The organism is Chitinophaga sp. YR627, from assembly GCF_900114995.1.
GTDB lineage: Bacteria > Bacteroidota > Bacteroidia > Chitinophagales > Chitinophagaceae > Chitinophaga.
In genome coordinates this window covers 2,155,125-2,181,063 of sequence record NZ_FOUX01000001.1, presented here as the reverse complement: position 1 = coordinate 2,181,063, position 25,939 = coordinate 2,155,125, and the positions used below count along the sequence as shown (strand labels likewise).

Genomic DNA, 25,939 nt, shown 5'->3' with positions numbered 1-25,939 from the left:
CTTAAAATGTAGAGGTGGGTGAGGATCTACTGGTGTTTATGCGGCAATTCCACCGTAAATGTGGTGCCTTCACCTAATATAGAGGTAGCAGCGATCTGTCCTTTGTGTAAAAGCGCGATCCTTTTGCAGATAGAAAGACCCAGGCCATGACCGCGTACCTGGTGGGAATTAGACCCGCGATAGAAAGGTTCGAATACTTTGGCCAGTTCGCCGGCAGGGATACCGATACCATTATCAATCACCTGTATCTGTATGCCGTTGTCATTGAAGTCGATGGTAACAGAGACGGTATTGTCTTTTGAGAATTTAAGGGCGTTGTCCAGCAGGTTCAGGAACAGTACTTTCAGCAGACTTTCATTGCCTTCGCAGGTCAGTTCTGTATCCTGTTCCGGTACTTTCAGGAAGCTGATATCTATACGGGGTGACTTCTGGGGTTCAGCACCGGGAGTAGCTGGTGCATGTTTGAGTTTGATCAGGTTACCCATATCCAGCATCAGTTCGTCGATCCTGACTTCGGAGAATACAAACTGCCTTTCATCCAGTCCGGACTGTGCCAGCTGCAGCAGACCATTACTCAGATCGGAGAGGTGCTGGGCATCTTCCAATACAGAATTTAGGACGTCGACATATATTTCTTTCTCTCTTTCTTTGGATAGGGCCACCTGCAGCTGGCTGATAATAGAAGCCAGGGGTGTTCTGAGTTCGTGGGAAGCATTGCTCACGAAGCTCTTTTGCAGGTCGAAGGCATTGCTGAGGCGGATCAGCATGGTATTAAAATTAGCGCCCAGCTGTGCGATCTCGTCTTTGCCTTTGGCATCGACCGTCATGCCCTGCAGGTTGTTGGCGTTAATGGTCTGTACCTGTTCCACCAGTTTGTCAATCGGCTGTACCATCCGCCCGGCAAAGAAATAGCCAATAAAAAGCAGGAGTATGATGGCGACAACGATCTCGATAATGAGGATCTGGCGGAGGTTCTGCAGGTTCTGAAAACCGTATTTATCAAAGGAGGTGACCAGTACGATGAGGGATACGGAGCCTTCGGTGTAGTACACGCCTACCAGTTCGCCGTTATCACGTTCATGACTATATTCTCCGTTCTTTTTAATGTAATCCAGCAGGCGGCGGGGGGTACGGATAGCCGTATCCTTTACATTAGAATATACGAGGTCGTAAGAAGGATTGTATACCAGGATAGTTTCCTTGTAGAGGTCCTGGAAAGTGGTTTTGTCCAGTTTGCGCAGCAGATCGACCTTGACGCGGTCATCTTCGATGATGACGTTGGCAATGGAGCGGGCACGGTATTCCAGACGTTCCAGGTATTCCGCTTTGCGGGATTGTGCAGAGAAATAATAAGCCAGAATAGCAAAGGTGTTCAGCAGTACGAATGCTGAAACAGAATAGGAGAGCGCTATTTTGTATTTGATCTTCACTCTTCGGCCAGGTAATATCCCATTCCTGTTTTTGTATGCAGGAGCTTATTATCAAAATCTTTGTCGATCTTCTTCCGGAGGAAGTTCATGTATACTTCGATGACGTTGGTACCTGTATCGAAGTCGATATCCCATACCTTTTCGGCAATGACCAGTTTGGAGATCACCTTGCCTTTGTGGAGGGCCAGGAATTCCAGCAGCTGATATTCTTTGGCGGTCAGCGCGATCTTTTTGCCACCACGCGTTACTTCTTTCTTTTCACGGTCTATTTCCAGGTCACCGATAACGATCTTATACTGGTTGTTTTCCTGTACTTCAGAGCCGGCGCGTTTGAGGAATACCCGGATACGGGCCATCAGTTCCCTGAAATCGAAGGGTTTCACCAGGTAGTCGTCGGCGCCCAGTTCGAACGCCTGCATCTTATCATCCATACCCCCCAGGGCGGTGAGCATGATGATGGGGATCGCATTATTTTTACGGCGGATCACTTCGCATACTTCGTATCCGTTAGCATGAGGGAGGTTAAGGTCGAGGATCACCAGGTCGTAGTTATTGCTGGCTGCCAGGCTTTTACCCATGCGGCCGTCATAAGCAACGTCTACTTCAAAGCCATTCTCTTCCAATCCCTTTTTTACGGTATTAGCCACTTTGATTTCGTCTTCAACTACGAGTATGCGCTGCATAATATTATATATGTTTCTCCGGCCTGAAGATACGAGTTTGCTTTCAGTATCGGTTGTCCGGGTTGCGGTTAAAGCTGTCAGTTTTGCTGTTGTACTTTAAAACTGACGCCGGGAAGCAAATATTTATGGTGTAGGACCTTCAATATTTACTTCCCGGCGGGTATGAAGATAATGAATACTTTATGGCTGATAGTTGGCTGTCAGGTATTCAATTAACTATAGTTATTCCAGTTCCATCAGTATTTCGAATACTTTTTCATACTCTTCCGTTGCCTGCTTCAGTTCTTTACCTAACTGATTATATTCAGTTTCCAGCTGCTGGAACTTTTTCCTGTCGGCATATACGTCAGGGTTGTTCATGGCAGTTTCAATTGTCGCTTTTTTCTCATTCAGTTTGGCCAGTTGCTCTTCCAGTTGCTGGAACTGGCGCTTGTACTTCTGTAGTTCCTTTTGTTTATCCTTATCAAAAGGGGCATTTTTCTGCTGAGTGTCGGCTTTGGCGTTGTTCTTATTACCGGAATAGTTGTTGTTATTATTGTTATTCGCTGGTCGCTCTGTCTTTACTTCTTTTTTTTTTGATTCACTGGCATTTTTATCGCCGGCAGCCAGCTTTGCAGCATCTGCCTGACGCTTTTTGAATTCTTCCCACTCGGTGTAGGTGCCTTTGAATTCTTTGATCTCACCGTCAACGATTTCCCAGATCTTGTTGGCAGTCTGGCTCACGAAGTAACGGTCGTGCGATACAAGCACATAGGTACCGTCGTATTGTGCCAGTGCGTCGATCAGCATCTGTACAGAGTTCATATCCAGGTGGTTCGTCGGCTCATCGAGCAGGAGGAAGTTCGCCTGACTGATGATTGTTTTGGCCAGGGCCACACGTGCTTTCTCACCTCCGGATAGGATCTTGATCCTTTTATATACATCGTCGCCGGTAAAGAGGAAGCAACCCAGCAGGGCGCGGAGTTCTACTTCCGTACGACCGCTACCGAAGTTTTTCAGTTCGTCTAGGATTTCGCTGTTCAGGTCAAGGCTTTCCAGCTGGTGCTGTGCGTAGAAGCTTTGTACGACGTTGTGACCGCCGATACGTTCGCCTTCCATTGGTTCAACGCCGGCTATTACACGCAGCAGGGTGGATTTACCTTTACCGTTCGCACCGATCAGCGCGATCTTATCACCACGGTTGATTTCTGCGCTGGCGTTTTCGAGAATCGTCAGATTACCAAAGCGTTTGGTAACGTTATTAAGTGTGGTAATGATCTTACCAGGCATTTTATCAGGGGTGAAGTTGATACGGATCTTGGAAGGACCGTTGTCAACCTGTTCCACTCTTTCGAGTCTGTCGAGGCGTTTGGCAATACTCTGAGCCTGAGCAGCTTTGGAAGCTTTTGCTTTAAAGCGCTCGATAAAACGTTCCTGCTGGCGGATATAATCCTGCTGGTTTTCATAGGCGCGCTGCTGCATTTCGCGGCGGAGGTCTTTTTCCTGTTCGTAGTCTTCATAGTTACCGGCATAGTGGTGTAACTGCTGCTGGTAGAGTTCTACGATCTTATTCACCATTCTGTCCAGGAAGAAACGGTCGTGCGATACGATGATCACGGCGCCGTTGTATCCCAGGAGGTATTTCTCCAGCCATTCGATGGAAGGAAGGTCAAGGTGGTTCGTTGGCTCATCGAGCATGAGTACGTCCGGCTGCTGGAGGATCAGTTTTGCCAGGAGTACACGCATACGCCAACCTCCGGAGAACTGGTTGTAGGGACGTTCCAGATCGGCGGTGGAAAAGCCGAGACCTTCCAGTACCTGGGCGGTTTTGTGCCGCATATTATAACCGTCGAGGGCTTCAAACTCATGGAGTTTGTCGGCATATTCCATGAGCAGGGCTTCTGCCTCATTGGTTTCCAGTTCGAGGGTGATACGCTCAATATCTTTTTCCAGTTTGAGGGCGGCCTCAAAAGCTGTCATGCCCACATTCAGGATAGATTCATCCGATTCAAAACTGAGGAGATCCTGGTTAAAGAATCCGAGTGAGAGGTTTTTGATCTTGTTTACGCTACCTTTTGAAACGGTGTATTCACCATTGATGACACGCAGAATGGTAGATTTTCCGGTCCCGTTCAATCCGATCAGACCTACACGGTCTCCCGGTACAATGTGCCATGAAGCATCTTCAACAATGGCCCTTGCGCCAAACTCAAAAGTGATATCCTGTAGTGCTATCAGCATGTGAAAATTTAATTGAGAGGTGCAAAGTTAGTGCTTTTCAGGGAGAGTCCATAGGGGGGCAGACACTTCTATCGACTGATTCAATTATCTTTGGCGGCAAAAGTGAAATAAAACATGAGGTCAGCTATATTTCTGGTTATCATCGCATTCTTTGCCTGTAACGGATCTGTTAAAAAGGAGCCTGCCGGAGCCGCCCCACAGGAACACCTGAAGGCGCCATATGCAGCACAATTCTATGATTCTCTGCAAGTAACGATGGATGCTTATTATGACCTCACCGACGGTTTTTCCCAGGGGAACGCGACCTATGTTAACAAATGGGCAGGTATTCTGAAACAGCATGTTGACAGTTTGCCGCTGGGCGCATTACAGATGGACTCCGTAAAACTGGAGGCGATCCGGAGTGCAACCGGCAGTATCAGTGCTGAACTGGCGGGCGTACTGGGAGAGCAGGATATTGAAGAGAAAAGAGCTGGTTTCGGGATGGTGTCGGATATGCTGTATGATATTATCCAGGCGACAGGGCTGAAGGGAAGTACGGTTTACAGACAGTACTGTCCGATGGCATTTAATGATCGTGGTGCGTATTGGATGAGTAAAAGCAGTAAATTACAGAATCCCTTTTTCGGTAACGGAATGCTGGGATGTGTGGAGGTTACGGACAGTTTAAGTTATTAAACTTTACACATGAGGTAAGAATGCAGTGAGGGCCATTACATTTGATATACAAAAATGCCGTCATTTTTCTTAACTTCGCAAGCCGATTTTATAGGCTATTTAAAATCAACATAAAAGCAAACAGCAATCAGCTGTAGAATAACAGCTCAAATCGTATGATCAACATTACACTACCGGATGGCGCAGTTCGTCAGTATGAAGCAGGAGTAACTGCTATGGATGTTGCCAAGTCCATCAGCGAAGGATTGGCAAGAAAAGTTTTGGCCGCTAAATTTAATGGCGAGGTGACGGATGCGTCCCGCCCCATTACAACGGATGGCACGCTGCAGCTATTGACATGGAACGACACGGACGGCAAATCTACCATGTGGCACTCTTCTGCCCACCTGATGGCAGAGGCACTGGAAGCGCTGTATCCCGGAGTGAAACTGGGTATCGGACCTGCTATCGAAAACGGGTTCTACTACGATATTGACCTGGGAGGACGCAGCATTTCTGACGAAGATCTGCAAAAGATCGGCGACAAGATGGCTGAACTGGCTAAGAAGAACAGCGTTTACGAGCGCCGTGATGTGAGCAAAGCCGACGCAGAAAAATATTTCACTGAAAAGAACGATGAATACAAGCTGGAACTGATCAGGGACCTGGCGGATGGTACCATCACTTTCTATACACAAGGTAACTTTACGGACCTGTGTCGCGGACCACACATTCCGAACACCGGTTTCATCAAAGCTATCAAGCTGACCAGCATTGCCGGCGCTTACTGGCGTGGTAATGAGAAGAATAAGATGCTGACCCGTATTTACGGTATCACTTTCCCTAGTCAGAAGGAGCTGGATGAATACCTGCACCTGGTAGAAGAGGCGAAAAAACGTGACCATCGTAAACTGGGTAAAGAACTGGAACTGTTCACTTTCTCTGAAAAAGTAGGTCTTGGTCTGCCTTTATGGTTGCCAAAGGGTGCTATGCTGCGTGAACGCCTGCAAAGCTTCCTGCAGAAAGCACAGCTCGAAAGTGGTTATCTGCCGGTAGTAACGCCGCATATCGGTAGCAAGAACCTGTATGTCACTTCCGGTCACTACGAAAAATATGGTAAAGACAGCTTCCAGCCGATTCATACACCGGAAGAAGGTGAGGAGTTCATGCTGAAACCGATGAACTGTCCGCACCACTGTGAAATTTACAAATCCAGTCCGAAGAGCTATAAAGACCTGCCGGTACGTTTTGCAGAATTCGGTACCGTATACCGTTACGAGCAGCATGGTGAACTCCATGGTCTGACCCGTGTACGTGGGTTTACGCAGGATGACGCGCATTTGTTCTGTCGTCCTGACCAGGTAAAAGAAGAGTTCTGTAAAGTGATCGACCTGGTATTACATGTGTTCAAAAGTCTGAATTTCACCGATTATACTGCTCAGATCTCCCTGCGTGATCAGGAAGACAGGGCTAAATATATCGGTAGTGATGAAAACTGGAACCTGGCTGAGCAGGCGATTATTGAATCGGCAGCTGAAAAAGGCCTGAAAACTGTAGTAGAGTATGGCGAAGCAGCGTTTTACGGACCAAAACTGGACTTCATGGTAAAAGACGCCCTCGGCCGTAAATGGCAGCTGGGTACCATCCAGGTGGACTATAACCTGCCCGAGCGTTTCGAACTGGAGTATGTAGGCGCTGACAACCAGAAACACCGCCCTGTGATGATCCACCGTGCACCATTCGGTTCACTGGAGCGTTTCATTGCGGTACTGATCGAACACTGTGGCGGTAAATTCCCGCTGTGGCTGACGCCAACACAGGTGAAGATCCTGCCAATCAGTGACAAGAACCAGGAATATGCGGAAAAAGTAGCAGAATTGCTGAAAAATGTCGAAATTCGCGCAGAAATTGATGACCGTAGCGAGAAGATAGGTAAAAAGATCAGGGAGACTGAACTTGCAAAAGTACCTTATATGCTCGTTCTCGGTGAGAAGGAAGCTGCTGAAGGCAAAGTTGCGGTACGCAGACAAGCTAAAGGCGACCTCGGCGCGATGGACATTGAGCAATTCATTGCACTCGTAAAAGAGGAAGTAGTCAGCAGGAAACCATTCGAATAATTCAATTCTGTACAAAAGATCATAAAATATATTTTTAACTAATTGAACTTTTGTATTTTCGGGTACGTTAATTGCTTTATAGTCCATAGATTACAGATGACTGTCTGCGGATTCAGATCACCCGCCGGGCGACCAATCTCTAAGACGCTGTTCGTGGACTATGGACCACATACTGACAATTATTAATTAGTAACTTTATTTTTTTTAATGCCACAAGGACCCAGACCAAGTTTTAACAGTAACAATCCCAACAGGGGTAGAAATCCTAACTTTCGCAGAGAACAACAGCAAGAGCACCGCACGAACAGAATGATTCGTGTGCCTGAAGTGCGATTGGTAGGTGAAAACATTGAGGTTGGGGTATATCGTACAGAGGAAGCCCTGCGCATGGCAGAAGAGCAGGGGCTGGATCTGGTTGAGATTTCCCCTAATGCCGTACCTCCGGTATGCCGTATCATCGACTATAACAAATTCCTCTACGAAAAGAAGAAGAAGGAAAAGGAGATGAAGGCGAAAGCTCATAAGAGCGAGGTGAAGGAAATTCGTTTCACGCCAAATACAGATGACCATGACTTCGATTTCAAAGCGAAACACGCTGAGAAATTCCTGAAGGATGGTAACAAGGTAAAAACATATGTACAGTTCAAGGGTCGTGCGATCATGTTTAAAGAACGTGGTGAGCTGATTCTGCTAAAGTTCGCTGAAAGGCTGGCTGAAGTAGGCGCCCTGGAAGGTATGCCGACAATGGAAGGTAAACGCATGATCGCGATCTTCGCACCTAAGAGTGCTAAGAAAAAATCTGAGGGTTCTAAAGAAGATCGTCCGAAAGAGGATCGTCCAAAGGATGACCGTCCGAGAGAAGAACGCCCTCAGCAGCCAAGAGAGCCGCGTCCTGCGCCGACTCCATCTGAAGGTAAACCTGAGTAATAGGAACTTAATCCGCTTTATTTACTTGGTGCAATTATATCGAATGAACCCGGGACCTGTGTTCCGGGTTTTTTTGTTTGCAGCTTTCCTTACTATTTCCTCCATATAGTTTCAGATAAGGAATACTTATGTTTTAATTCTAAACACATCAGTTACCCAAATTTATTATATTGGGTAAGTTTTGACACACTATGCAGGAAAAGATCATTTGTTTTTTAATTGACGACGACGACGATGACCAGGAAATTTTTGCCCTGGCACTTGGCTCAATAGATACGGATATACATTGCATCACAGCAAATGATGGAATCGAGGCGCTGAATAAACTCAACATCGACAGCGACTTCATTCCCGACTTTATTTTCCTGGACCTGAACATGGTGCGGATGAACGGGAGGGAATGCCTGACCGAGATCAGGAAACTACCACGCCTGAATGAGACACCTGTCATTATATACTCAACTTCCTCAGAGGAGAAAGATATCACAGAAACAAAGCTGTTAGGGGCCACCGACTACATCGTGAAGCCACCCAGCATCTCCATACTCATTAAAAGATTGGAGCAAGTTTTGAGAGGTAGGATTAAGACGATTTAGATACTTTATGGAACTAACCAAGACCGTAACCCCTGAATTCCTCACCGGCGGCGGTGAAATGGGAGAATTGATTCGCTCCAGGGATTGGTCTAAAACGCCATTAGGACCTGTTGAAGCGTGGCCTCAAAGTTTGAAGACCTGTGTGCGCATTATGCTTACTTCACGGCAACCCATGTTTGTATGGTGGGGTGGCGATTTGATTAACCTGTATAACGATGCATATAGAAGTATTCTCGGCGGAAAACACCCTGCCGTACTTGGAAGTCCTGCCAGTGAGGTATGGACGGAAATATGGCATGAGGTAGGACCCAGAGTAGATGCATGTATGCAGCAGAACATCGGCACTTATGATGAATCATTGTTGCTGCTGATGGAACGGAATGGCTACCCCGAAGAAACATATTATACTTTCTCTTATAGTCCGGTACCGGCCGACGAAGGCGGTACAGGCGGTATTATCTGCGCAAATACCGACGATACCCAGCGTATCCTTGGTGAAAGGCAACTCCGGACGCTGAAAGATCTGGGACGGTATCTGGCAGAGGCAAGTGACGATGCTGACGTATATACCCGCGCAATAGAGATCTTAAAGGACAATCCTGCAGATTTCCCCTTTGCCTGTCTGTACGAACTGAATATAGAAACAGTCACGTTGCAGACAGCCGCAAATACAGACGATCGCTTATCTGCGAACGCGCTGCCACAAATACTTCATCTGGAAAGTGGTATTGCCGGCGAATGGCAGTTCCCATATGTCGTCACCCATAACCGTACGGCGACCATTGAAGGGCTCCGTGAGAAATATGGTAACCTGCCTTCCGGTATCTGGAAGATCAGTCCGGACCAGGCACTCGTGCTCCCTGTAATGCAAAACGGGCAGGATTGTCCATTTGCACTGCTGGTGGTCGGTCTTAATCCGCACCGCCAGCTGGATGAAAAGTACGCCAGTTTTTTCCAGCTTGTAGCCGATCAGATCGCGAATAGCATTGTCAATGTCCATACAGTAGAAGAAGCCCGTAAAAGGGCGGAGGCACTGCTGGAAATTGACCGGGCGAAAACTGCCTTTTTCAGCAATATCAGTCATGAGTTCCGCACGCCGCTGACGCTGATGCTAGGACCACTGGAAGAACTGTTATCTCAACAGGACGGTGTGCTTAGCAGGCAACAGGAAGCGAATGTTGCAGCTACTCATCGTAACGCTATGCGTTTGCTTCGTCTCGTAAATACGCTGCTGGACTTCAGCCGTATTGAAGCGGACAAAGTCAGGGCACAGTATTTCCCGGTAAATCTCAGCAATGTTACTACTGATATTGCGAGTACTTTCCGGGCGGCGGTGGAACACGCAGGATTGCAGTTTAATGTGACCTGTGAGGACCTTTCTATGGCTGCTTATGTGGACCGTGACATGTGGGAGAAGATTATCTTAAATCTCCTATCTAATGCCTTTAAATACACGTTACAGGGGAGCATCAGCGTGATCCTGGAGGAAAGTGATCAACACGCTGTATTGCTCGTACGTGACACCGGCGTAGGTATTCCGGTGTCCGAACTGCCCAATATGTTTGAGCGCTTCCACCGGGTGAAACAAAGTAAAGGACGCTCCTTCGAAGGAACAGGTATCGGTCTTTCACTGGTGCGGGAGCTGGTGCAACTGCACAACGGCGATATCAGTGTGGAGAGTGAGGAAGGGAAAGGCAGTACTTTTGTCGTAAAGATACCCCTGGGGAGAGCGCATCTGCCGGAAGAGCAGGTCATAGAAAATGTGGCCGAAGGGAATGATCATGTATCCGGCCTTAATACTGCATATGTCAATGAGGCGATGTATTTCAGCCGCCAGCAGAATGACAATGGTATCGATATCGATAAGATCGAAGAAGGTGAAGAAAAAGCACGTATCCTGATCGTGGATGACAATGCTGACATGCGCGACTATCTGCAACGCCTGCTCGAAAAACAATATTACATCGAAACAGCCGCCAATGGAAAACTGGCGCTGGATAAAATAGAAACACATCAGCCGGAACTGATCATCAGTGACGTTATGATGCCGGAAATGGATGGGATCGAGCTATTGCATCATGTAAAACATAGCCCCGCAACGCATTCATTACCAGTGATCCTGGTGTCTGCAAGGGCAGGAGAGGAAGCAACCATTGAAGGCTATGACATTGGTGCGGATGATTACCTGACGAAGCCATTTTCTGCAAAAGAACTACTGGCAAGAGTACGTGCACAGATCAGGGTTTCCCGATTGCACCGGCATGCGCTGGATATCTTACAACACAGTGCAGAGGAACTGGAAAAGAAAGTGGAAGCGCGTACTTCTGAGTTGTTACGGAAGAATTCAGAGCTTGAACAATTCGCGTACATCGCCAGCCATGATCTGCAGGAACCACTGCGTAAGATCAGGACCTTCTCGGAGTTACTGCAGAAAAGTCTGCAGAAAGGAAATGCCGTTAATAACTATTTTGACAAGATCCAGTCATCCGCAGAAAGAATGACGCAACTGATCAAAGATGTACTGGATTATTCCCGTCTCTCGAACACGGAAGAACAGTTTATTCCGATCGATCTGAACACGATATTGCAACAGGTAAAAGGCGACTTTGATCTGCTGATAGAACAGAAACAGGCGACCATTAAAAACAATACGCTGCCGGTGGTAAAAGGTATTCCTTTACAGCTGCAGCAGCTCTTTACCAATCTGATAGGTAACTCGCTCAAATTCTGTGAAAACCAGCCACTTATAGTTATTAATGCATCGCCTTTACCGGCGCCGGAAATACCGTTTTATCCCGGCTTACGAGAGGGTGTTGCCTACATAAAACTGGAGTTTTCTGATAACGGGATCGGCTTTGAACAGCAGTTTGCAGAAAGGATATTTGCCATCTTCCAGCGATTGAATGAACGTAAATTATATGCCGGTACGGGTATCGGTCTGGCGCTTTGTAAGAAGATCGTTGAGAATCATCATGGGGTGATCAGGGCGAATGGAAAGCTGAATGAAGGAGCGACATTTACGGTGATACTACCTGCTTAATATACCGGTAAGACATCAAAATAAAAGAGGAACTGATCAGTCAGTTCCTCTTTTATTTTGTAACAGATGATTGCGCATGTTACTGCGGATATCCTGAGAAATAGAAGGTAGGATGTTCTACACTTTTCAACTGGGCCAGTTTACCTTCCTGACTGTCTACCAGGAAATCCATGGTAAACCGGTCATTCCGGATATAGTCCAGCAAAGGTTTCATTTCTGTAGCGATCAGCCCCGCATTACCACCAAAGGTTTGTCCGGTGAACTTGAATACCCCGGCAGCTGTCTTGGTATAAGTGAACGGATACTCAGCCAGATACAGATTGTTGTTCTGGATGACATAAACATCCACATTCATGATACCCTGCGCTACGTCAAAGGCAAACTCGGTATAATACAGGGTCAGACGGTAAGGACCTGTACGGATCGCATTCGCAGCAGTAGAGTAGATCGTTGTGAAGTCCGCAGACCATCCCGGTAATTGCTGTGGCGGAACGATCAGGGAAGAGAAGTCAACTCCCAATAGCCTGTGTGCGGGTACGACAGAGCTGGGAGAGACTTTTACTTCCACCCGTTGACCATTAACTGTAACATAGAAGACTTCCTTTACCGGATCCCAGAAGACCTCATGGAAGGTATTGCCATTATACGTGATCGGGTCTTTCAGATAGAGTCCGTTCAACGTATAATAGTATCCTGTTGATAATAACTGTACCTGTCCGGCATCATCGATGTATATCAGGGTAAAGGTTTTGGTAAAGGAGTTCACACTTACCTGCAGCTTGCGGCCATCGCTGAATTCAAGATACAACCATGGGTTCTGCGCCATGTAGCTTTCTGCGTTGTTGATCAGTGAGGCGAAGTCACCTGCTGCATAGGCATCTGCTTCTGCCTGTGTCGCTTTTACCAGCACCATTTTGGTGTTGTTGGCGATACCGGTCAGCTTGATGGTATCTGCCGAAACTTCGTCTATACTGTATTCAAAATCGACAGCATACCCCTGTCCGGTGGCACCACCATAGACATTGGGATCAGGATCGGAGAGCAGGTGCAGGTAGGAATAGGTATCAAACAGTATGGACGGGCGTTGTACCGCTTTCAGGCGATAAGTGCTTTCCAGTCCATCGGTCGCTGCATCCAGTGTCACATCGCTGTACATGGTTACGCGGTCATTGGTACCGAATTTAAAATAGAAAGCATATCCGCCACCAGCGGCGGGGTACACGGCGGTCTTCCATCCGTAGGCACTTCCTGTTAAAGTGGCCTTGTATTCTTTCATGGCTTCCTCCAAACGCTCTTCCGGTTTCTCTCCGAAGAGCGACGTTGTTTTATCCTTCGAACATGCGGCAAAGAGGAATGCCAGCAGTAAGATATATAGTCTGTTATGAAGCATGTTTCCTGTTTTACAAGTTATCAATTGCATCCTGTACGCGGGTCTGGAGACGATAGAAGTCGATGTTGTAATTCTCCATAAAGTAGCGCACTACGATCTCTTCCTTCTGACGGAATTTAGCCTGCGCATCAGCCGGTGCTTCAGCAATAATGGCTTCATAACCATCTTTACCTTCTACCAGCATGGTGGATATCATTTCAACAAAGTCCTCGTCTGGCGCACTGCGGGCATACTGTGTGATAAATCCTCTTTCCAGCGCTTCTGCCAGTGTATAGTCATTCCAGCTGCCGGTATAGCCGGTGGAGATGCGTTTGTACTCTACAGGATACATAATGGTCTGATGCAGGATATGCGCAAATTCGTGGTGAATGGTGTGCAGCATTTCCTTTACGAAAGGCTTGTCTGTCAGCACAAAATCATTCAGCCAGAACAGCACGATCTTACGGCCGCCTTCTGCGGTACCGAGTGTGATGGTATTGTTGGAGTTGAACTGCGGACTACCCACCAGCACGAACTGTTTCTGACAATAGGTCTTGAAGAAGGTCTCGCCGGCTTCCGCGATATAAGGTGCGATCCAGGTTTTCTGGATAGAGCTCATCACCGGTTTTACCTTGCTTTCCATCACCGGCACCAGCGTTTTATCCAGTGTCAGTTCATAGCGTTCGAAGCGGTATTTGACTTCGATATTATAGGGCTTTGTGAAAACGGAATCCAGCCAGAAGTCCAGCGGTCCTTTTACCCAGGTTTCACCTCCGAGGCCGGGGATGTTCACACTATCTATTTTATCATCCTTAGAACAGGCCATCAGGCTGCCGAGGAAGATAAATACCATGAGCAATTTTATCTGCATCTGTTTCATAGTCAAATTAGTTTTACCGTATTAACGGGGGTTCTGTTGAATGCCTGCCAGTACAACTTCCTGTGGTAGCTGGAAGAGGCGACGGGGATCATTAGCGGTCAGGGTAGCTGATTCCCCTGTTACACTGGTATGGGTGACAGGCAGGTCATAGCGCAAGATGTCAAACCAGCGGGTACCTTCCTGTATAAACTCTGCCCGTTTGAAATCGAGCAGGGCGCTAATCAGCGCTGTTTTCAGGTCGTTGGTACCATAGAAGTTTCTGAGTCTGCTATCTGTGATCCTGAAGTTGCTGGTATAACCCTCGATACGCATGCTTGCGTAATCGTCCAGGTCATTCTTGGCAGCAGTATTATTCCCCAGATAAATATTAGCCTCGGCGCGGTTGAACAGGGCTTCCTCTGCGGTGAAAAGCGGGAAGATGGTATAAGGTACCCCGATATCAGCATTGGCGCTGGAGCGTACGAAATGCTCCCGGAATTTTAATACTACCCAGTTTTCTGTACTACCCCGATAATAAAGTGGTTGCACCCAACTGCCTGTCGTGACATTCGGGTAAATAAACAACTCATATACCAGGTCCGTTCTCAAACCATAGCGATAGCTGGCCACCGAACGCGCCCAGTTGGACGGCGCTTCTACCAGCAGCAAATTGGCTGTTTCGGAAGCTTTGGTATAGATGGCTTCCATTTCGGTACCGGTCAGCTGACTGTATACCGTTACCCATGGGCGGAGATTGGTTTTGAAGTTTCCTCCCGGAAATACATTGTTCGAATAGGTGATCACTTTCTGGTAATCCTTTTTGAACAGGTAAAAACGGGCGGCAAAGGCATTGGCTGCTGCCTTGTTGAAATGGTATTTGGGCACTTTGTAGGAGGTGTTGTCCAGCAGCGGCAAACCTGTTAACAGGTCTTTTTCGATCTGCTCATATACAAAGGCGACGGTCTTCCTTTCATATTTCGCATTGACAACTTTCTCAGGCGTGGTAACATAAGGAATGCCAGGGTCCTGTGCAGCTGTAGATGCATTGTATACTCTGGCGAACAGAGTCACCAGCATAAAGTGGTTGTATGCGCGGGCCACCAGTGCTTCGCCTTTTTGTGCATTATAATCTTCCGGATTATCTGCTTTCGCAATCGCGTCCAGCGCCTGGTTACAGGCGGCGATAGACTGATAACAGGCATTCCAGTAATTGGTAGGAGAGCCTTGTTCGCGTTCTGTCACATCCCGGAAAAAGTAAGGGTTGGTATTGATCTGTTCTGTAAGGAAACCACCGGTACCTTTATCGGCTGCATTATCGGAAGCCGCTTCTGTGAAGGTGGCATAGTCTGCCTGCGGATAGGCAGTGGCTAACAATTCTGCTACTTTCTCCACCGAATTAAGCTGTGTACGCTGGTCAGGCGACTGTTCCAGGTATTTCTTACATCCGGCAGCCGTGATCAGTGTTGCAGCAAGTATATAGTAAGTTATCTTTTTCATCGTTACATGGTTTTTACGTTATAAACCTGCTTTCAGGGAAAGGGTGAACTGTCTTGGGATCGGCAGTGCAACACCTCCGGAATTAAAAAATTCAGGATCCTGTCCGTTGAGACGGTCGTCAGAATAGATCAGCCATACGTTGTTGGCGACGAGGCTGACAGACAGGTTATTAAATCCGGCCCTGCGGATCATCTTCGGAGGAAGATTGTATGCCACGGATACCTGTTTCAGTCTTACGAAATCACCATTGGCTACGCGGGCCGTGGAGTAGTTGTAGTTGTTGTACGGATATGCGCCGTCCAGCAATGAATTGCCCAGTTTATCGAGTACGGAAGGTACGTCGGTACGGGTTTCATCTCCCGGCAGTGTCCAGCGGTTCAGGAAGTCATTGGAACTGGCATCCAGATCGGTGTACTGTTGCTTGAAGCCCGGGTTCAGACGGATCTTATTACCTGTGCTGTAGGTCACCAGGGCAGAGAGGGAGAAGTTGCTGTAACGAAGGGTATTGAACCAGCCGCCGGTCAGGGTTGGGTCTATCGGACCATTGTATACCAGGTTATCTACCTTGTCACTTTGCAGATAAACGTTGCCGCTTTTCTGTCCATCCTGGTTGGTAAATAAAGGAGTACCATCTTTTGGATTCAGCCCTTCAAACGGAATGGAGTACAGTCCGCGTACCGGGTGACCAACAGTAGCGCCACCATCTGCAACTACGAGGTCCCATATGATCGGCAGGTTTTCCAGTTTGGTGATCTTTCCTTTGTTGTAACCAACAGTTAACTGTGTGCGGAGTCCCCATATCTTGTTATCGACAATTTTGTAGGCAGCAGTAGCTTCCACACCGTGGGATTTCATATCGCCGTAGTTGGCAATTTTTACGCTTTCTCCACCTATACCGGAGGTACGGATTGGACCGATCAGGTCAAATCCTTTACGCAGGTAGCCATCGATAGTGAAGGTCAGTCTGTCCTGGAACAGGCCTGCATCGATACCCACGTTGGTCTCGTATTGTTTCTCCCAGGTCAGTTCTGAGTTTTCCAGGCTCTGGATATAAATAACAGACTCTATTTCGGAAAGATAAGGACGTTTGGCGCTACGGTTCTGTAATACGACACTGGAGTTACGGGCATTACCCATACTACCGGTAAGACCGTAAGTGGCACGGAGTGTCAGGCGGTTGATGGTTTGCTGTCTGCGCATGAAGTCTTCCGTATCTACGTTCCAGGAACCGCTGACGTTCCAGGTAGGCAACCAGCGTGCAGTGCGGGATTCACCGAGGAGATTGGAACCATCGTAACGGATGCTGGCGTTGAAGTTATATTTTCCTTTGTAGGAGTAGGCCGCATTGGCAAGGTATGCCAGGTAGCGGTCATAGTTCTGCGAGATGCTATAATAGTTGAAGTTATTCTCAACGTTCTGTTTGATGATATTTGGATCGATGAATGGCACACCGCCTTTATCGAACTGGTAACCATATCCATCAAACTGCCTGTTCTGACGATTCGCGTAGCGTAATTCCTGAGATCCCAGGAAGTTCACCATATGTTTATCATTCCAGGTTTTATTCCATTCGATCATGTTACGGAAATAGTAGCTGACCAGGTAGTCATCTTCCGTTGTATAGATACCGCCATAAGGCAGTACTACCACCGGTTCTGCTTCAGGATCGTCCGGGTTACGGTAAAGGAAGCGGTTACGGGAGCGGATGGTTGCATCACCAGCTGCGCGGTATGCCTGTGGCATATTGGAATTCTCCTTGATCTTGTGATCCTGGCTGGACTTCACATAGCGGAGGTTACCCAGGAAGGTATACTTCAGGTTCTTCAGGATCTTGTAGGAGAAGTCACCCTGCAACTTGATATCGAGCTGGGTCAGGTCGATGTAGTTATTGCTCATTTCATTGACGATGTTAAAAGGAGCGAAGTTGCGGGTGAAGTATTCCAGGTTGCCTTTTTCATCGTAGGCGGTCAGGGCGCGGCTGGTATTGAGCGCGTAACTATACGGGTTAATGTCAAAGTCACGGTCGAACTGTCCGCTTACCGCATTGCTGTTCCTGTTCAGCGTGCCTGGTACGCGTTGGTCACGTACCACACCCTGGGTGATAAAACCGAAGGATACTTTATCGTTGATATTGTAGTTGGCGCGTACGTTGCCTGTAAAGCGCTTTACTTTATCGGCCAGTGTCCAGCCCTGGTCCTGCAGGAAGCTGGTAGAGACATAGAGCTGTGATTTATCTGTACCGGAGGATACGCTGAGTGAGTGTTCCTGCATAAAGGAGTTGCGGAACAGTACATCAAACCAGTCGGTATTAGCTTTGGCGTAACGCTCGAGGAACTGGCGTTTGCTTTCCGGGCTGTTATACAGACCGAAAGTACCATTGGTGGCGTTGTACTTATCGATCAGGTTATACATTTTAGTATAGACACCACCATTTTCGGCGCGGGTTGCATCGGAATGGTTCAGCCATCCTTTCAGGGCCAGTTCGTTATAGAAAGCCATCTGATCGTCCGACTTCATGATGTCGAACTGGCCGTAGGTAGGTTTCAGGTAAGTGGAGAAGTTGCCGGTATAGGAAATTACGGGTTGACCGACCTTACCTTTTTTCGTTGTTACGACTACCACGCCGTTCATCGCACGCGCACCATAAAGCGCGGTGGCGGCAGCATCTTTCAGGATCTGGAAACTTTCGATATCGTCCGGGTTCAGACCAGCCACAGAGGAGCCGAGCAGGGTAGCGGGGTTACCGGTGGAGAGCTGTTCGTTGGATACGTTGATCACGTCTTCGAGTACGACACCATCCACCACCCAGAGGGGTTTGTTATCACCAGTGATGGAGGTAGCGCCACGTACGCGTATTTTAGGCGCAGCACCGAAGGTACCGGACACGTTCTGGACACTGACACCGGCGACCTGGCCTTCCAGCATACGGCTGACATCGGTAATACCATCGCGTTTAATGTCGGATGCTTTTACGTTGGCGGCAGCACCTGTGAAGAGTTTACGGTCGATCGTCTGATAACCCGTCACAACCACTTCTTTCAGTGCGCTGACGTCTTCATCGAGGATGACGTTGAGTGGTTCTGTTGAAGAAGCTTTCATTTCACGGGATTTGTACCCGACCATGGAGAAGGTGAGGGTAGCGCCTTTTTTTACTTTTAACGTATAGGCGCCTGCGGCATCTGTGACGGTTCCATTGACAGTACCTTTTTCTATTACGTTAATACCTGGGATAGCTTCCGGGCGGCCATTTTTTCCATAGATCCTTACAATACCGGTAACTGTTTCAGTAACAGGCTGTTGAAATAATCCATAGGTACCGGGCGAAACGGTTTTCGTCATGACAGGGGCAGCATTTACATGCACCTGACCGAATGCGCTGCACACGAGCAGGCATAGCCACTTTGCTTTTGGGTTTAGAATGTACATACTACAGATTTTGGTTACCCTTCAACGGGTTAAAAGGAAAACATTTATATGATATTAGGATAATTGCAAGGTTTCTACATACAGTGCTCTTACGAACCCCTCTACTAACTTACGCAATATTTTCCTTTTCTTTGTGAATCAATCCGTCACGTTTTGCAGAGAAGAGACTTACGCGTTATATTAATATCACTGATTGTCAGTTTTGTTTTAACGGGGACCAAATTTGCTGCCTGGTTCCTGACCCATTCTGTAGCCATCCTTTCTGATGCACTGGAATCCATTATCAATGTAGTGGCCGGGGCTTTTGCCTGTTACAGTATTTATCTTACCAGGAAACCGAAAGATGAAAATCATCCTTATGGACACGGGAAGGTGGAATTTTTTTCTATCGGTTTTGAGGGAGCGATGATTTTTATTGCCGGTTGTCTTATTCTTTTCAAGGCAGGGCAATATCTCTTTATTCCTACGGAACTGCATAAACTGGATAAGGGCGTCTGGCTGATAGGAGGTACGATGCTGGCCAATCTGTTACTGGGGCTTTTTCTGGTACGGGAAGGAAAGAAGCTGAATTCCATGACGATCACCGGCAACGGGCAGCATATTATGACGGATGTATACAGCAGTCTGGGATTGATCGCGGCCCTGCTGATCATACATTTTACCGGTTGGCAATGGATCGATCCGGCAGCATCTGCGCTGATGGGGGTATTGATCTTACGACAGGGGTATCAGTTGCTGCGGACTTCCATCTCCGGTCTGATGGATGAAACGGATATGCGTGTAGTGGATAGAGTGATCCAGGTATTATCCGCACATCGGGCAGAGCGTTGGATAGATGTACATAATATGCGCGTGCAGCAATACGGTAGTAACTATCATATTGATTGTCATCTGACTTTACCCTATTACCTCGAGCTCAGTGACGCGCATGAAGAACTAAAGACGATCGAGCGACTGGTAAATGATGCTTTCTCCTCCGGGGAGGTGGAATTTTTTATACATACGGACCCTTGTATTCCGTCCTGCTGTCATTATTGTCAGATGGAAAACTGTCCTGTACGCCAGGATGCTTTTACGGGGCTGATTGAATGGAAAAGAGAGAATGTCCTGCCTAACAGGAAGCATGGGGAGTAATTATTCCTCCCCATCCTCGGTGCCATGTCCTAAGATGGCGCTTACCGGTTTTACCGCACGGTAGATATTCCGGTTATATTTATTTCCAAGAATGATAATTGTTGAGGTATCTTTTATGATACGGTTGAACACGGTGTTATTGCCATGCCACCAGCCATTGTGGTAAACGATCTCGCTGCTGTCAGGGTAGACCATGAGTCTCCAGCCGAGGCCATAGTTACGGATACCTGGTTTTTCGTGACTATAAGGGGTGTAGGCCGCTTTAATGGTCTCCGGGGAGAACAGCTGACCGTTGTACAGTGCCTGGTCCCATTTGAGCATGTCTCTGGCGGTGCTGTAGATGCCTTTATCGCCAAATACGCCGTCAAAGTAGGTGTCTGGCTCCAGTTGTCCGTTGTATTTATGACTGGCCGTCTGGTGAGCGCGTACGGCACTTGACGGATCATATACAAAGGTATTGGTCATGCCCAGGGGATTGAAGAAAGTCTGCTGCATGAACTCGGCATACTTCTGTCCGCTTACTTTTTCAATAATAGCGCCCAGCAGCATATAGTTCGTATTACAATACTGGAAATGTGTTCCCGGTGCATGCTGGATACGTGGGCGGTGTTTGATCATCAGCTGGATCACATCTTCATTGGTCAGGAATTTATCCTTATCCGGCCAGATGCTGTCGCAGAAGTAAAGGTAATTTGGCAGTCCGCTACGATGGGAGAGTAGCATCTGCAGGGTGATACCCTTATATGGAAACTGAGGATAATATTTCTGTACGGAGTCCTGGAGTCCAAGTTTTCCTTTTTCCATGAGTGAAAGGACGCCCATAGCGGTAAAGGTCTTGGAAACGGAGGCCAGCTGGAAAGAAGAGCTATCATTGATAGCAGAATTCTTATTCCGGTAGTTTTCCAGGCCATGGTATTGTTCAAAGATGATGACGCCCTTTTTAGCGACGATCATAGATCCGTTAAAGCCACCGCGAACCATGTCTCTGTAAAAACCGTTCAATTCTACCTGCTGTGCTTTGGTGGAGGGCGCGTTAAGGACAGCCATGGCGGTTTCGCTTAACACTTCAGTCGTCGGAGTATCTGCTTTATTTTTGCCTTCTTTATTATTTGCTGCATTGCTCTGACAGGCTGTAATTGCGTACAAGGCCATGCCGGAAATAGTTAATACGATATAAGCTGCTTTCATCTGCTAGTTAGAGTCGGTTCTGTTTCTGCTTACTTAATTATTGTAAAGGCGTCAAAATTAGCCCCGGATGAATTGTTACGCAAAAAAAACAGTCGCCAAAACACGATTTTAAAGGTATTTTAAGATTTAAAGGACAAAAACGCCTAAAAAAGGGCCAAATTCGACTTAAATTTTGACGAAATCAAATTCGGAGGGCAGACTGTTTGATAATTGCTTAACATCTTTTAGGTTTGTGCCTTCGTTTTGGCATATTACAATTATTAAGCCAATTGTTTATTGCAGTTGGTAACGCATAAAATATAATCAATGGATCAGCAAAAGTTGACAAGTTATCCGAAGGAGAAGATCAATATTTTATTGTTGGAAAATATCAGCGATGCCGCAGCAGCGGAATTTTCATCGGCGGGATATGCCAACGTAAAAAGATTGTCGGGCGCATTAGGTGAGGAAGATCTGATCCGTGAAGTGAAAGACGTTCATCTGCTGGGTATCCGTTCAAAGACACAGGTTACGAAGAAGGTACTGGAAGCTGCCACCAAGTTACAGGCGGTGGGTTGTTTTTGTATCGGTACGAATCAGGTAGATCTGAAGAGCGCGCGTGAGATGGGGGTGGCTGTATTTAATGCGCCTTATTCCAATACCCGTTCTGTAGCCGAACTGGTAATTGGTTTGTCTATCATGCTGATCCGCCGTATTCCGGACAAGAATGCAGCAGCACATGAGGGTATCTGGATGAAGGAAGCGAAAGGTAGTTATGAACTGCGTGGCAAATCGCTGGGTATCGTTGGTTATGGTAATATTGGTAGTCAGGTAAGCGTACTGGCGGAAGCCTTAGGTATGAACGTATTCTACTACGATGTGGAAACCAAACTGCCACTGGGAAACGCGGTACAGTTACGCTCTCTGGAAGCGTTGTTCGGTCAGGCTGATATTATCTCTCTGCACGTTCCGTCTACCAAGACCACTGCAAACATGATCAATAAAGAAACGCTGAAACACACGAAGAAAGGGGCTATTTTCATCAACTACGCACGTGGTGAAGTGGTGGAACTGGATGACCTGAAAGATGCGCTGGTAAGTGGTCAGCTGTCAGGAGCCGCAATCGATGTGTTCCCGGTAGAACCTGAAAAAAATGGCGCTGCATTTTCCACTCCTCTGCAGAAATTATCCAACGTGATCCTGACGCCACATATCGGTGGCAGCACTGAAGAAGCGCAGCATAATATCGGTCTGGATGTAAGTGCGAAAATGCTGAACTACCTGGAGAAAGGTGCGAGCTTTGGTTCTCATACTATTCCGGCTATCAGTGTACCGGCTGTAGATCATACACACCGTATTCTGCATATTCATCAGAACGTACCGGGTGTACTTTCTGAGATCAATACAGTATTATCTCAGAATAAGATCAACATTCTCGGTCAGTATCTGAAGACGAATGACGCTATTGGTTATGTTGTGCTGGACGTGGATAGTAAGTTATCCAAAGAAGCATTTGCATTGCTGAAAGATGTGAATCATACTATTAAAACAAGACTGCTTTATTAAGCAAAATATTGAGATAAAAAAAAGGCGATCGCTGTACAGCGATCGCCTTTTTTTTATCTCAATATCTGTAATTAAGAATTGACGTTGATCAGGTGATAAAATATAACTGTATTGAATATACGTTAATGTAAAAATGATGAAATTAATATTTGTTAATTCCTTATTTTGTCTCTGTCATAAAGTATTTCAGACAGGAGTTTTTATTTCATTTTATAATAACTGTATAGGATACACGATTATATAAAATCCTCAACGTTAGACTAAATAATTCCTGATTTTTCAGGTGTTATTCTGCCTTCTGAATTTTAAAACGTTTGTGATAACTACCACTGGAAATATCCAGGATATAAAAGCCACGTGGCAGGCTGGAAGTATTCAGGAAACAGGCAGACTGTTTACCTTTTACAACACTACGTAACACCTGACGACCGTTGAGATCAAAGATGGTTGCTACGTGAGAAGCATAGGCTGCGGGTACAGTGTAATTCAGCTGATTGCCGAATGGATTCGGATATACATTCAGTTGTGCATTTTTCTGCGTTTCTTCTGGTCTGGAAGCTGCGAGTGTTGTAGCGGTAGCGGCAGTTGCTGGTCCGACGATGGTGAAATTAAATTTCTCCCAGCCATCGATCGTAGGGCGTGTACAGGTCATTGCTGCTGCACCATTTTCCGAAGAAACATACAAGCCGTTATTACCTCTCAGGGAGATGGTACCGTCGGCGTTGGAGATCCAGTCGAAAGCCTCGTAAGAAGCTGCGGTGGTACGGTTACAGGTGATTGCCTGCAGGCCGTTTTCAGAGGAAACGTATTTACCCATGCTGCGCAGGTTTACTTTGCCTGTGCCGGCATTCCATACGGAGAACTGTTCCCAGGTCTGCGGAGCTGCTCTTTCGCAGGTCATTGCTTTTGTGCCATTTTCCCCACTTACATAGAGGTTGTTACTACCTCTGAGCGTGATGATCTGACCAACAGGGATGTTGTTACCCGGATTGCTGGTTGTAGAGAACTGTACCCAGTTGAGATTGAAACCACCCGCGGCAATGTGGAGACGTAATGTCTGTTCGCCGGCAGTTAATGTAGCGGTTGTGCTGACAGTGGTCCATGTCTGCCATGCGCCGGTAACAGGTACGGTAGCGGTAGACAATACAGCGCCATCTTTTCTCAGTTCGATGGTACCACCGGCAGTTTCGCTGGCGACCCTGAACTGCACATTGTAGGTGCCTGCTGTCTGTACATTGACTTTGTAATCCAGCCAGTCGCCCGCATCTGTGTAACCGACATTTGAGCCCCCGCCAGCATCTGTTGTAGCCTCGGTCTGGATACCACTCATACTGGTGAAATTCTCCGCCTGTACGGTGCCTGGGATCGGAATGGCAGGAGCGGGGCCGCCTGGCGTAACACCACCGAGCCAGAGTAATCCGTCGATGATAAATCTGTTCTGGATTTCGCTGGCGAAGGTAGAGGACTTCGGTGTGTTGTTGCTGTAGTTCATGTCGTTGTGACCGAAGTTGGCATACAGCATTTTGAAGTTGTTGTTGGTCCACATGATGGGATAGTAACCGCTTGTCCAGGACTGGTTCGGATCGGTACCGAGGGGGAAGCTCACAGGGTCCACAGACGCGAGGATCCTGATATTGCTGTTGTTCCGCAGGTCGTTGGTCCAGCTGTACCATTCGCTGACAGCGGAGGTGAAGGTGGCAGGCAGGCGCAGGGTACTGGCATGCGTACGGTCTTCGACTTTGAGTGTTGCGCTGGTAGGCCCCCAGGTGTTGTTCCGGAAGTTACCGCTACCCAGGAAGGTGTTGTGGTACCAGCTCCAGCCGGAGGCGCTGGTAGTGAAGGCGCAGACGTGGAAGCCCATCCATGCGCCACCGTTCTGCATGTACTGCTGAAAGGCGGCACGCTGTGCGGCGCCGGAAGGCAGATCATCCAGGAAGAGGACTACCTGGTACTGTGACAGAAAGGTCGCATTCAGGTTGTTCCAGTTGTTGGTTGCTTCATAGGAGAAATTGTACTGCGCGGCGATGGTGGGAAACCAGCGGTTGGCTTCCTGTACAAAGCTGATATGCGCGGCGTCCCATGTGCCATTGTAGAATGCAATGACTTTGAAGCGGGGCGTCTGAGCCTGTGAATGGAAAGCTGCGGTCAGCAGCAAAAGGAATAATGCAAATGTCTGCATTATCCGTTTGTAACGGAGAACGTGGATTGTCATGAGGGACAATTTAACAGTTATTAAGAGGGTGGTATAGGTTACCTATCGCATCCAAGATAGGCAAAAATGAGGAATACAAGTAAAAAGCCCTTTTGATAGTACTCATCTTTCGCTAATGCTCCGTTTTAAAGGGAGGATCAACGTAAGAGAACTATTATCAAAACGACCTTAGACGGTCAAAAGAGCTGATTGTTAGAAGGACAATAAAGATAAGGATCAGGACTTTACTGTGACGGCAGGGGGGATTTACATATTGTCCAAAAACAAAACAGCCGGTGTCGAATACAACACCGGCTATCAAGTATTTTATGCTTTCGAAGCTTCACAAGATTACTTAACGGAAGCAACCAGATTTTTGAAAGTTTCTGGTTCATTCATTGCCAGATCAGCTAATACCTTCCTGTTCAGGCCGATATTCTTAACTGACAATTTATGGATAAACTCAGAGTAAGTGATTCCTTCAGCGCGAACTGCTGCGTTGATACGAGCGATCCACAGCTGACGGTAATTTCTTTTCTTGAGTTTGCGACCTACGTAGCTATACGTAAGACCTTTCTCCAATACGTTTTTCGCTACTGTGTAAACATTTTTACGTTTACCGTAGAAGCCTTTGGCCTGCTTTAATATTTTCTTCCTGCGGGCCCTGGAAGCAACAGCATTTACTGAACGAGGCATATAGTGCTTTTTTGATCAGGTTTAATAATTAATTACTCAACAACACCACTTCTCATTATCTGAGAGCAAGCATTCTTTTTACCAGGTTCAGGTTAGCCGAATCCACAAGGCTGCTACCTCTCAGGTGGCGTTTTCTCTTGTTAGACTTCTTGGTCAGCAAGTGACTTTTGAAGGCATTATACCTCTTAATCTGTCCGCTCCCGGTAACCTTGAAGGTCTTCTTCGCCCGGGAATGAGTCTTTACTTTGGGCATCTTACATCAAATTTGGTCTGCAAAGGTAGGTAAATATTTGATACAACAAGCACGTGTTATAAAATATTTATTAACGTATTGTCAGTGTGGATAACTTTTGCCCACAGCGAC

18 protein-coding genes are annotated in these 25,939 nt (G+C 47.1%); 7 read left to right on the top strand and 11 right to left on the bottom strand.

Going from position 1 to position 25,939, the window contains the following annotated elements:
* Positions 1-26 precede the first annotated feature (26 nt).
* The 3 genes from BMZ72_RS08120 to BMZ72_RS08110 all read right to left on the bottom strand — a co-directional run bounded on the left by BMZ72_RS08120 (position 27) and on the right by BMZ72_RS08110 (position 4,333).
* Positions 27-1,430, bottom strand: a complete 1,404-nt coding sequence (locus tag BMZ72_RS08120; protein WP_089806943.1) for a sensor histidine kinase — start codon at positions 1,428-1,430, stop codon at positions 27-29.
* Positions 1,427-2,113, bottom strand: coding sequence for a response regulator transcription factor (locus BMZ72_RS08115; RefSeq protein ID WP_044221892.1), 687 nt, complete (start codon positions 2,111-2,113; stop codon positions 1,427-1,429). The genes BMZ72_RS08120 and BMZ72_RS08115 overlap by 4 nt, the downstream gene beginning before the upstream one ends.
* A 222-nt stretch (positions 2,114-2,335) precedes the next feature.
* Positions 2,336-4,333, bottom strand: coding sequence for an ABC-F family ATP-binding cassette domain-containing protein (locus BMZ72_RS08110; protein ID WP_089806941.1), 1,998 nt, complete (start codon positions 4,331-4,333; stop codon positions 2,336-2,338).
* 114 nt (positions 4,334-4,447) lie between these two features.
* Here BMZ72_RS08110 and BMZ72_RS08105 point away from each other — a divergent pair, with 114 nt between their 5' ends.
* From BMZ72_RS08105 to BMZ72_RS08085, 5 genes are all read left to right on the top strand, one after another.
* Positions 4,448-5,011 (top strand): DUF3347 domain-containing protein, encoded by a 564-nt coding sequence (locus tag BMZ72_RS08105; protein WP_089806939.1) that lies wholly within the window; start codon positions 4,448-4,450, stop codon positions 5,009-5,011.
* A 155-nt stretch (positions 5,012-5,166) separates the two neighbouring features.
* A complete protein-coding gene (gene thrS, locus BMZ72_RS08100) occupies positions 5,167-7,107 on the top strand; it encodes a threonine--tRNA ligase (protein ID WP_089806938.1) in 1,941 nt (646 codons plus the stop codon).
* Positions 7,108-7,314: 207 nt separating this feature from the next.
* Positions 7,315-8,034 (top strand): translation initiation factor IF-3, encoded by a 720-nt coding sequence (gene infC, locus BMZ72_RS08095; RefSeq protein WP_089806936.1) that lies wholly within the window; start codon positions 7,315-7,317, stop codon positions 8,032-8,034.
* A gap of 191 nt (positions 8,035-8,225) precedes the next feature.
* Positions 8,226-8,630, top strand: coding sequence for a response regulator (locus BMZ72_RS08090; protein WP_089806934.1), 405 nt, complete (start codon positions 8,226-8,228; stop codon positions 8,628-8,630).
* A 7-nt stretch (positions 8,631-8,637) separates the two neighbouring features.
* Entirely contained in the window at positions 8,638-11,670 is a 3,033-nt protein-coding gene (locus BMZ72_RS08085; protein WP_089806933.1) for a sensor histidine kinase, read from the top strand.
* Positions 11,671-11,749: 79 nt separating this feature from the next.
* On the opposite strand, the gene BMZ72_RS08080 is transcribed toward BMZ72_RS08085, so the two are convergent.
* Genes BMZ72_RS08080 through BMZ72_RS08065 form a run of 4 tightly spaced genes read right to left on the bottom strand, consistent with a single transcriptional unit; the run spans position 11,750 to position 18,821 of the window.
* On the bottom strand, positions 11,750-13,060 hold the full coding sequence (locus BMZ72_RS08080; RefSeq protein ID WP_177222721.1) for a DUF4302 domain-containing protein: 1,311 nt from the start codon (positions 13,058-13,060) through the stop codon (positions 11,750-11,752).
* A gap of 10 nt (positions 13,061-13,070) precedes the next feature.
* Positions 13,071-13,919, bottom strand: coding sequence for a zinc-binding metallopeptidase (locus tag BMZ72_RS08075; RefSeq protein WP_089806929.1), 849 nt, complete (start codon positions 13,917-13,919; stop codon positions 13,071-13,073).
* Positions 13,920-13,940: 21 nt separating this feature from the next.
* On the bottom strand, positions 13,941-15,395 hold the full coding sequence (locus tag BMZ72_RS08070; RefSeq protein WP_089806927.1) for a RagB/SusD family nutrient uptake outer membrane protein: 1,455 nt from the start codon (positions 15,393-15,395) through the stop codon (positions 13,941-13,943).
* An 18-nt stretch (positions 15,396-15,413) separates the two neighbouring features.
* A complete protein-coding gene (locus BMZ72_RS08065; RefSeq protein WP_089806925.1) occupies positions 15,414-18,821 on the bottom strand; it encodes a SusC/RagA family TonB-linked outer membrane protein in 3,408 nt (1,135 codons plus the stop codon).
* A 153-nt stretch (positions 18,822-18,974) separates the two neighbouring features.
* Between BMZ72_RS08065 and BMZ72_RS08060 the strand changes: the two genes are divergently transcribed.
* Positions 18,975-19,955: a cation diffusion facilitator family transporter gene (locus tag BMZ72_RS08060; protein WP_089806923.1), complete on the top strand. Its 981-nt coding sequence runs from the start codon at positions 18,975-18,977 to the stop codon at positions 19,953-19,955.
* On the opposite strand, the gene BMZ72_RS08055 is transcribed toward BMZ72_RS08060, so the two are convergent.
* Positions 19,956-21,143, bottom strand: a complete 1,188-nt coding sequence (locus tag BMZ72_RS08055; RefSeq protein ID WP_089806921.1) for a serine hydrolase domain-containing protein — start codon at positions 21,141-21,143, stop codon at positions 19,956-19,958. It abuts the gene before it with no gap.
* 306 nt (positions 21,144-21,449) lie between these two features.
* Here BMZ72_RS08055 and serA point away from each other — a divergent pair, with 306 nt between their 5' ends.
* A complete protein-coding gene (serA, locus tag BMZ72_RS08050) occupies positions 21,450-22,688 on the top strand; it encodes a phosphoglycerate dehydrogenase (RefSeq protein ID WP_089806919.1) in 1,239 nt (412 codons plus the stop codon).
* Positions 22,689-22,974: 286 nt separating this feature from the next.
* On the opposite strand, the gene BMZ72_RS08045 is transcribed toward serA, so the two are convergent.
* The 3 genes from BMZ72_RS08045 to rpmI all read right to left on the bottom strand — a co-directional run bounded on the left by BMZ72_RS08045 (position 22,975) and on the right by rpmI (position 25,828).
* A complete protein-coding gene (locus BMZ72_RS08045; protein ID WP_089806917.1) occupies positions 22,975-24,900 on the bottom strand; it encodes a carbohydrate-binding protein in 1,926 nt (641 codons plus the stop codon).
* Positions 24,901-25,230: 330 nt separating this feature from the next.
* Positions 25,231-25,575: a 50S ribosomal protein L20 gene (gene rplT, locus BMZ72_RS08040; RefSeq protein ID WP_012791389.1), complete on the bottom strand. Its 345-nt coding sequence runs from the start codon at positions 25,573-25,575 to the stop codon at positions 25,231-25,233.
* 55 nt (positions 25,576-25,630) lie between these two features.
* On the bottom strand, positions 25,631-25,828 hold the full coding sequence (gene rpmI, locus BMZ72_RS08035; RefSeq protein ID WP_089806915.1) for a 50S ribosomal protein L35: 198 nt from the start codon (positions 25,826-25,828) through the stop codon (positions 25,631-25,633).
* Between the last annotated feature and the right edge of the window lie 111 nt (positions 25,829-25,939).

Bases quoted from the DNA above. Each gene is read 5' to 3' on its own strand.
- BMZ72_RS08115 (WP_044221892.1), bottom strand. From the start codon at position 2,113: ATGCAGCGCATACTCGTAGTTGAAGACGAAATCAAAGTGGCTAATACC.
- BMZ72_RS08110 (WP_089806941.1), bottom strand. From the start codon at position 4,333: ATGCTGATAGCACTACAGGATATCACTTTTGAGTTTGGCGCAAGGGCC.
- BMZ72_RS08105 (WP_089806939.1), top strand. From the start codon at position 4,448: ATGAGGTCAGCTATATTTCTGGTTATCATCGCATTCTTTGCCTGTAAC.
- thrS (WP_089806938.1), top strand. From the start codon at position 5,167: ATGATCAACATTACACTACCGGATGGCGCAGTTCGTCAGTATGAAGCA.
- infC (WP_089806936.1), top strand. From the start codon at position 7,315: ATGCCACAAGGACCCAGACCAAGTTTTAACAGTAACAATCCCAACAGG.
- BMZ72_RS08090 (WP_089806934.1), top strand. From the start codon at position 8,226: ATGCAGGAAAAGATCATTTGTTTTTTAATTGACGACGACGACGATGAC.
- BMZ72_RS08085 (WP_089806933.1), top strand. From the start codon at position 8,638: ATGGAACTAACCAAGACCGTAACCCCTGAATTCCTCACCGGCGGCGGT.
- BMZ72_RS08080 (WP_177222721.1), bottom strand. From the start codon at position 13,060: ATGCTTCATAACAGACTATATATCTTACTGCTGGCATTCCTCTTTGCC.
- BMZ72_RS08075 (WP_089806929.1), bottom strand. From the start codon at position 13,919: ATGAAACAGATGCAGATAAAATTGCTCATGGTATTTATCTTCCTCGGC.
- BMZ72_RS08070 (WP_089806927.1), bottom strand. From the start codon at position 15,395: ATGAAAAAGATAACTTACTATATACTTGCTGCAACACTGATCACGGCT.
- BMZ72_RS08065 (WP_089806925.1), bottom strand. From the start codon at position 18,821: ATGTACATTCTAAACCCAAAAGCAAAGTGGCTATGCCTGCTCGTGTGC.
- BMZ72_RS08055 (WP_089806921.1), bottom strand. From the start codon at position 21,143: ATGAAAGCAGCTTATATCGTATTAACTATTTCCGGCATGGCCTTGTAC.
- serA (WP_089806919.1), top strand. From the start codon at position 21,450: ATGGATCAGCAAAAGTTGACAAGTTATCCGAAGGAGAAGATCAATATT.
- BMZ72_RS08045 (WP_089806917.1), bottom strand. From the start codon at position 24,900: ATGACAATCCACGTTCTCCGTTACAAACGGATAATGCAGACATTTGCA.
- rplT (WP_012791389.1), bottom strand. From the start codon at position 25,575: ATGCCTCGTTCAGTAAATGCTGTTGCTTCCAGGGCCCGCAGGAAGAAA.
- rpmI (WP_089806915.1), bottom strand. From the start codon at position 25,828: ATGCCCAAAGTAAAGACTCATTCCCGGGCGAAGAAGACCTTCAAGGTT.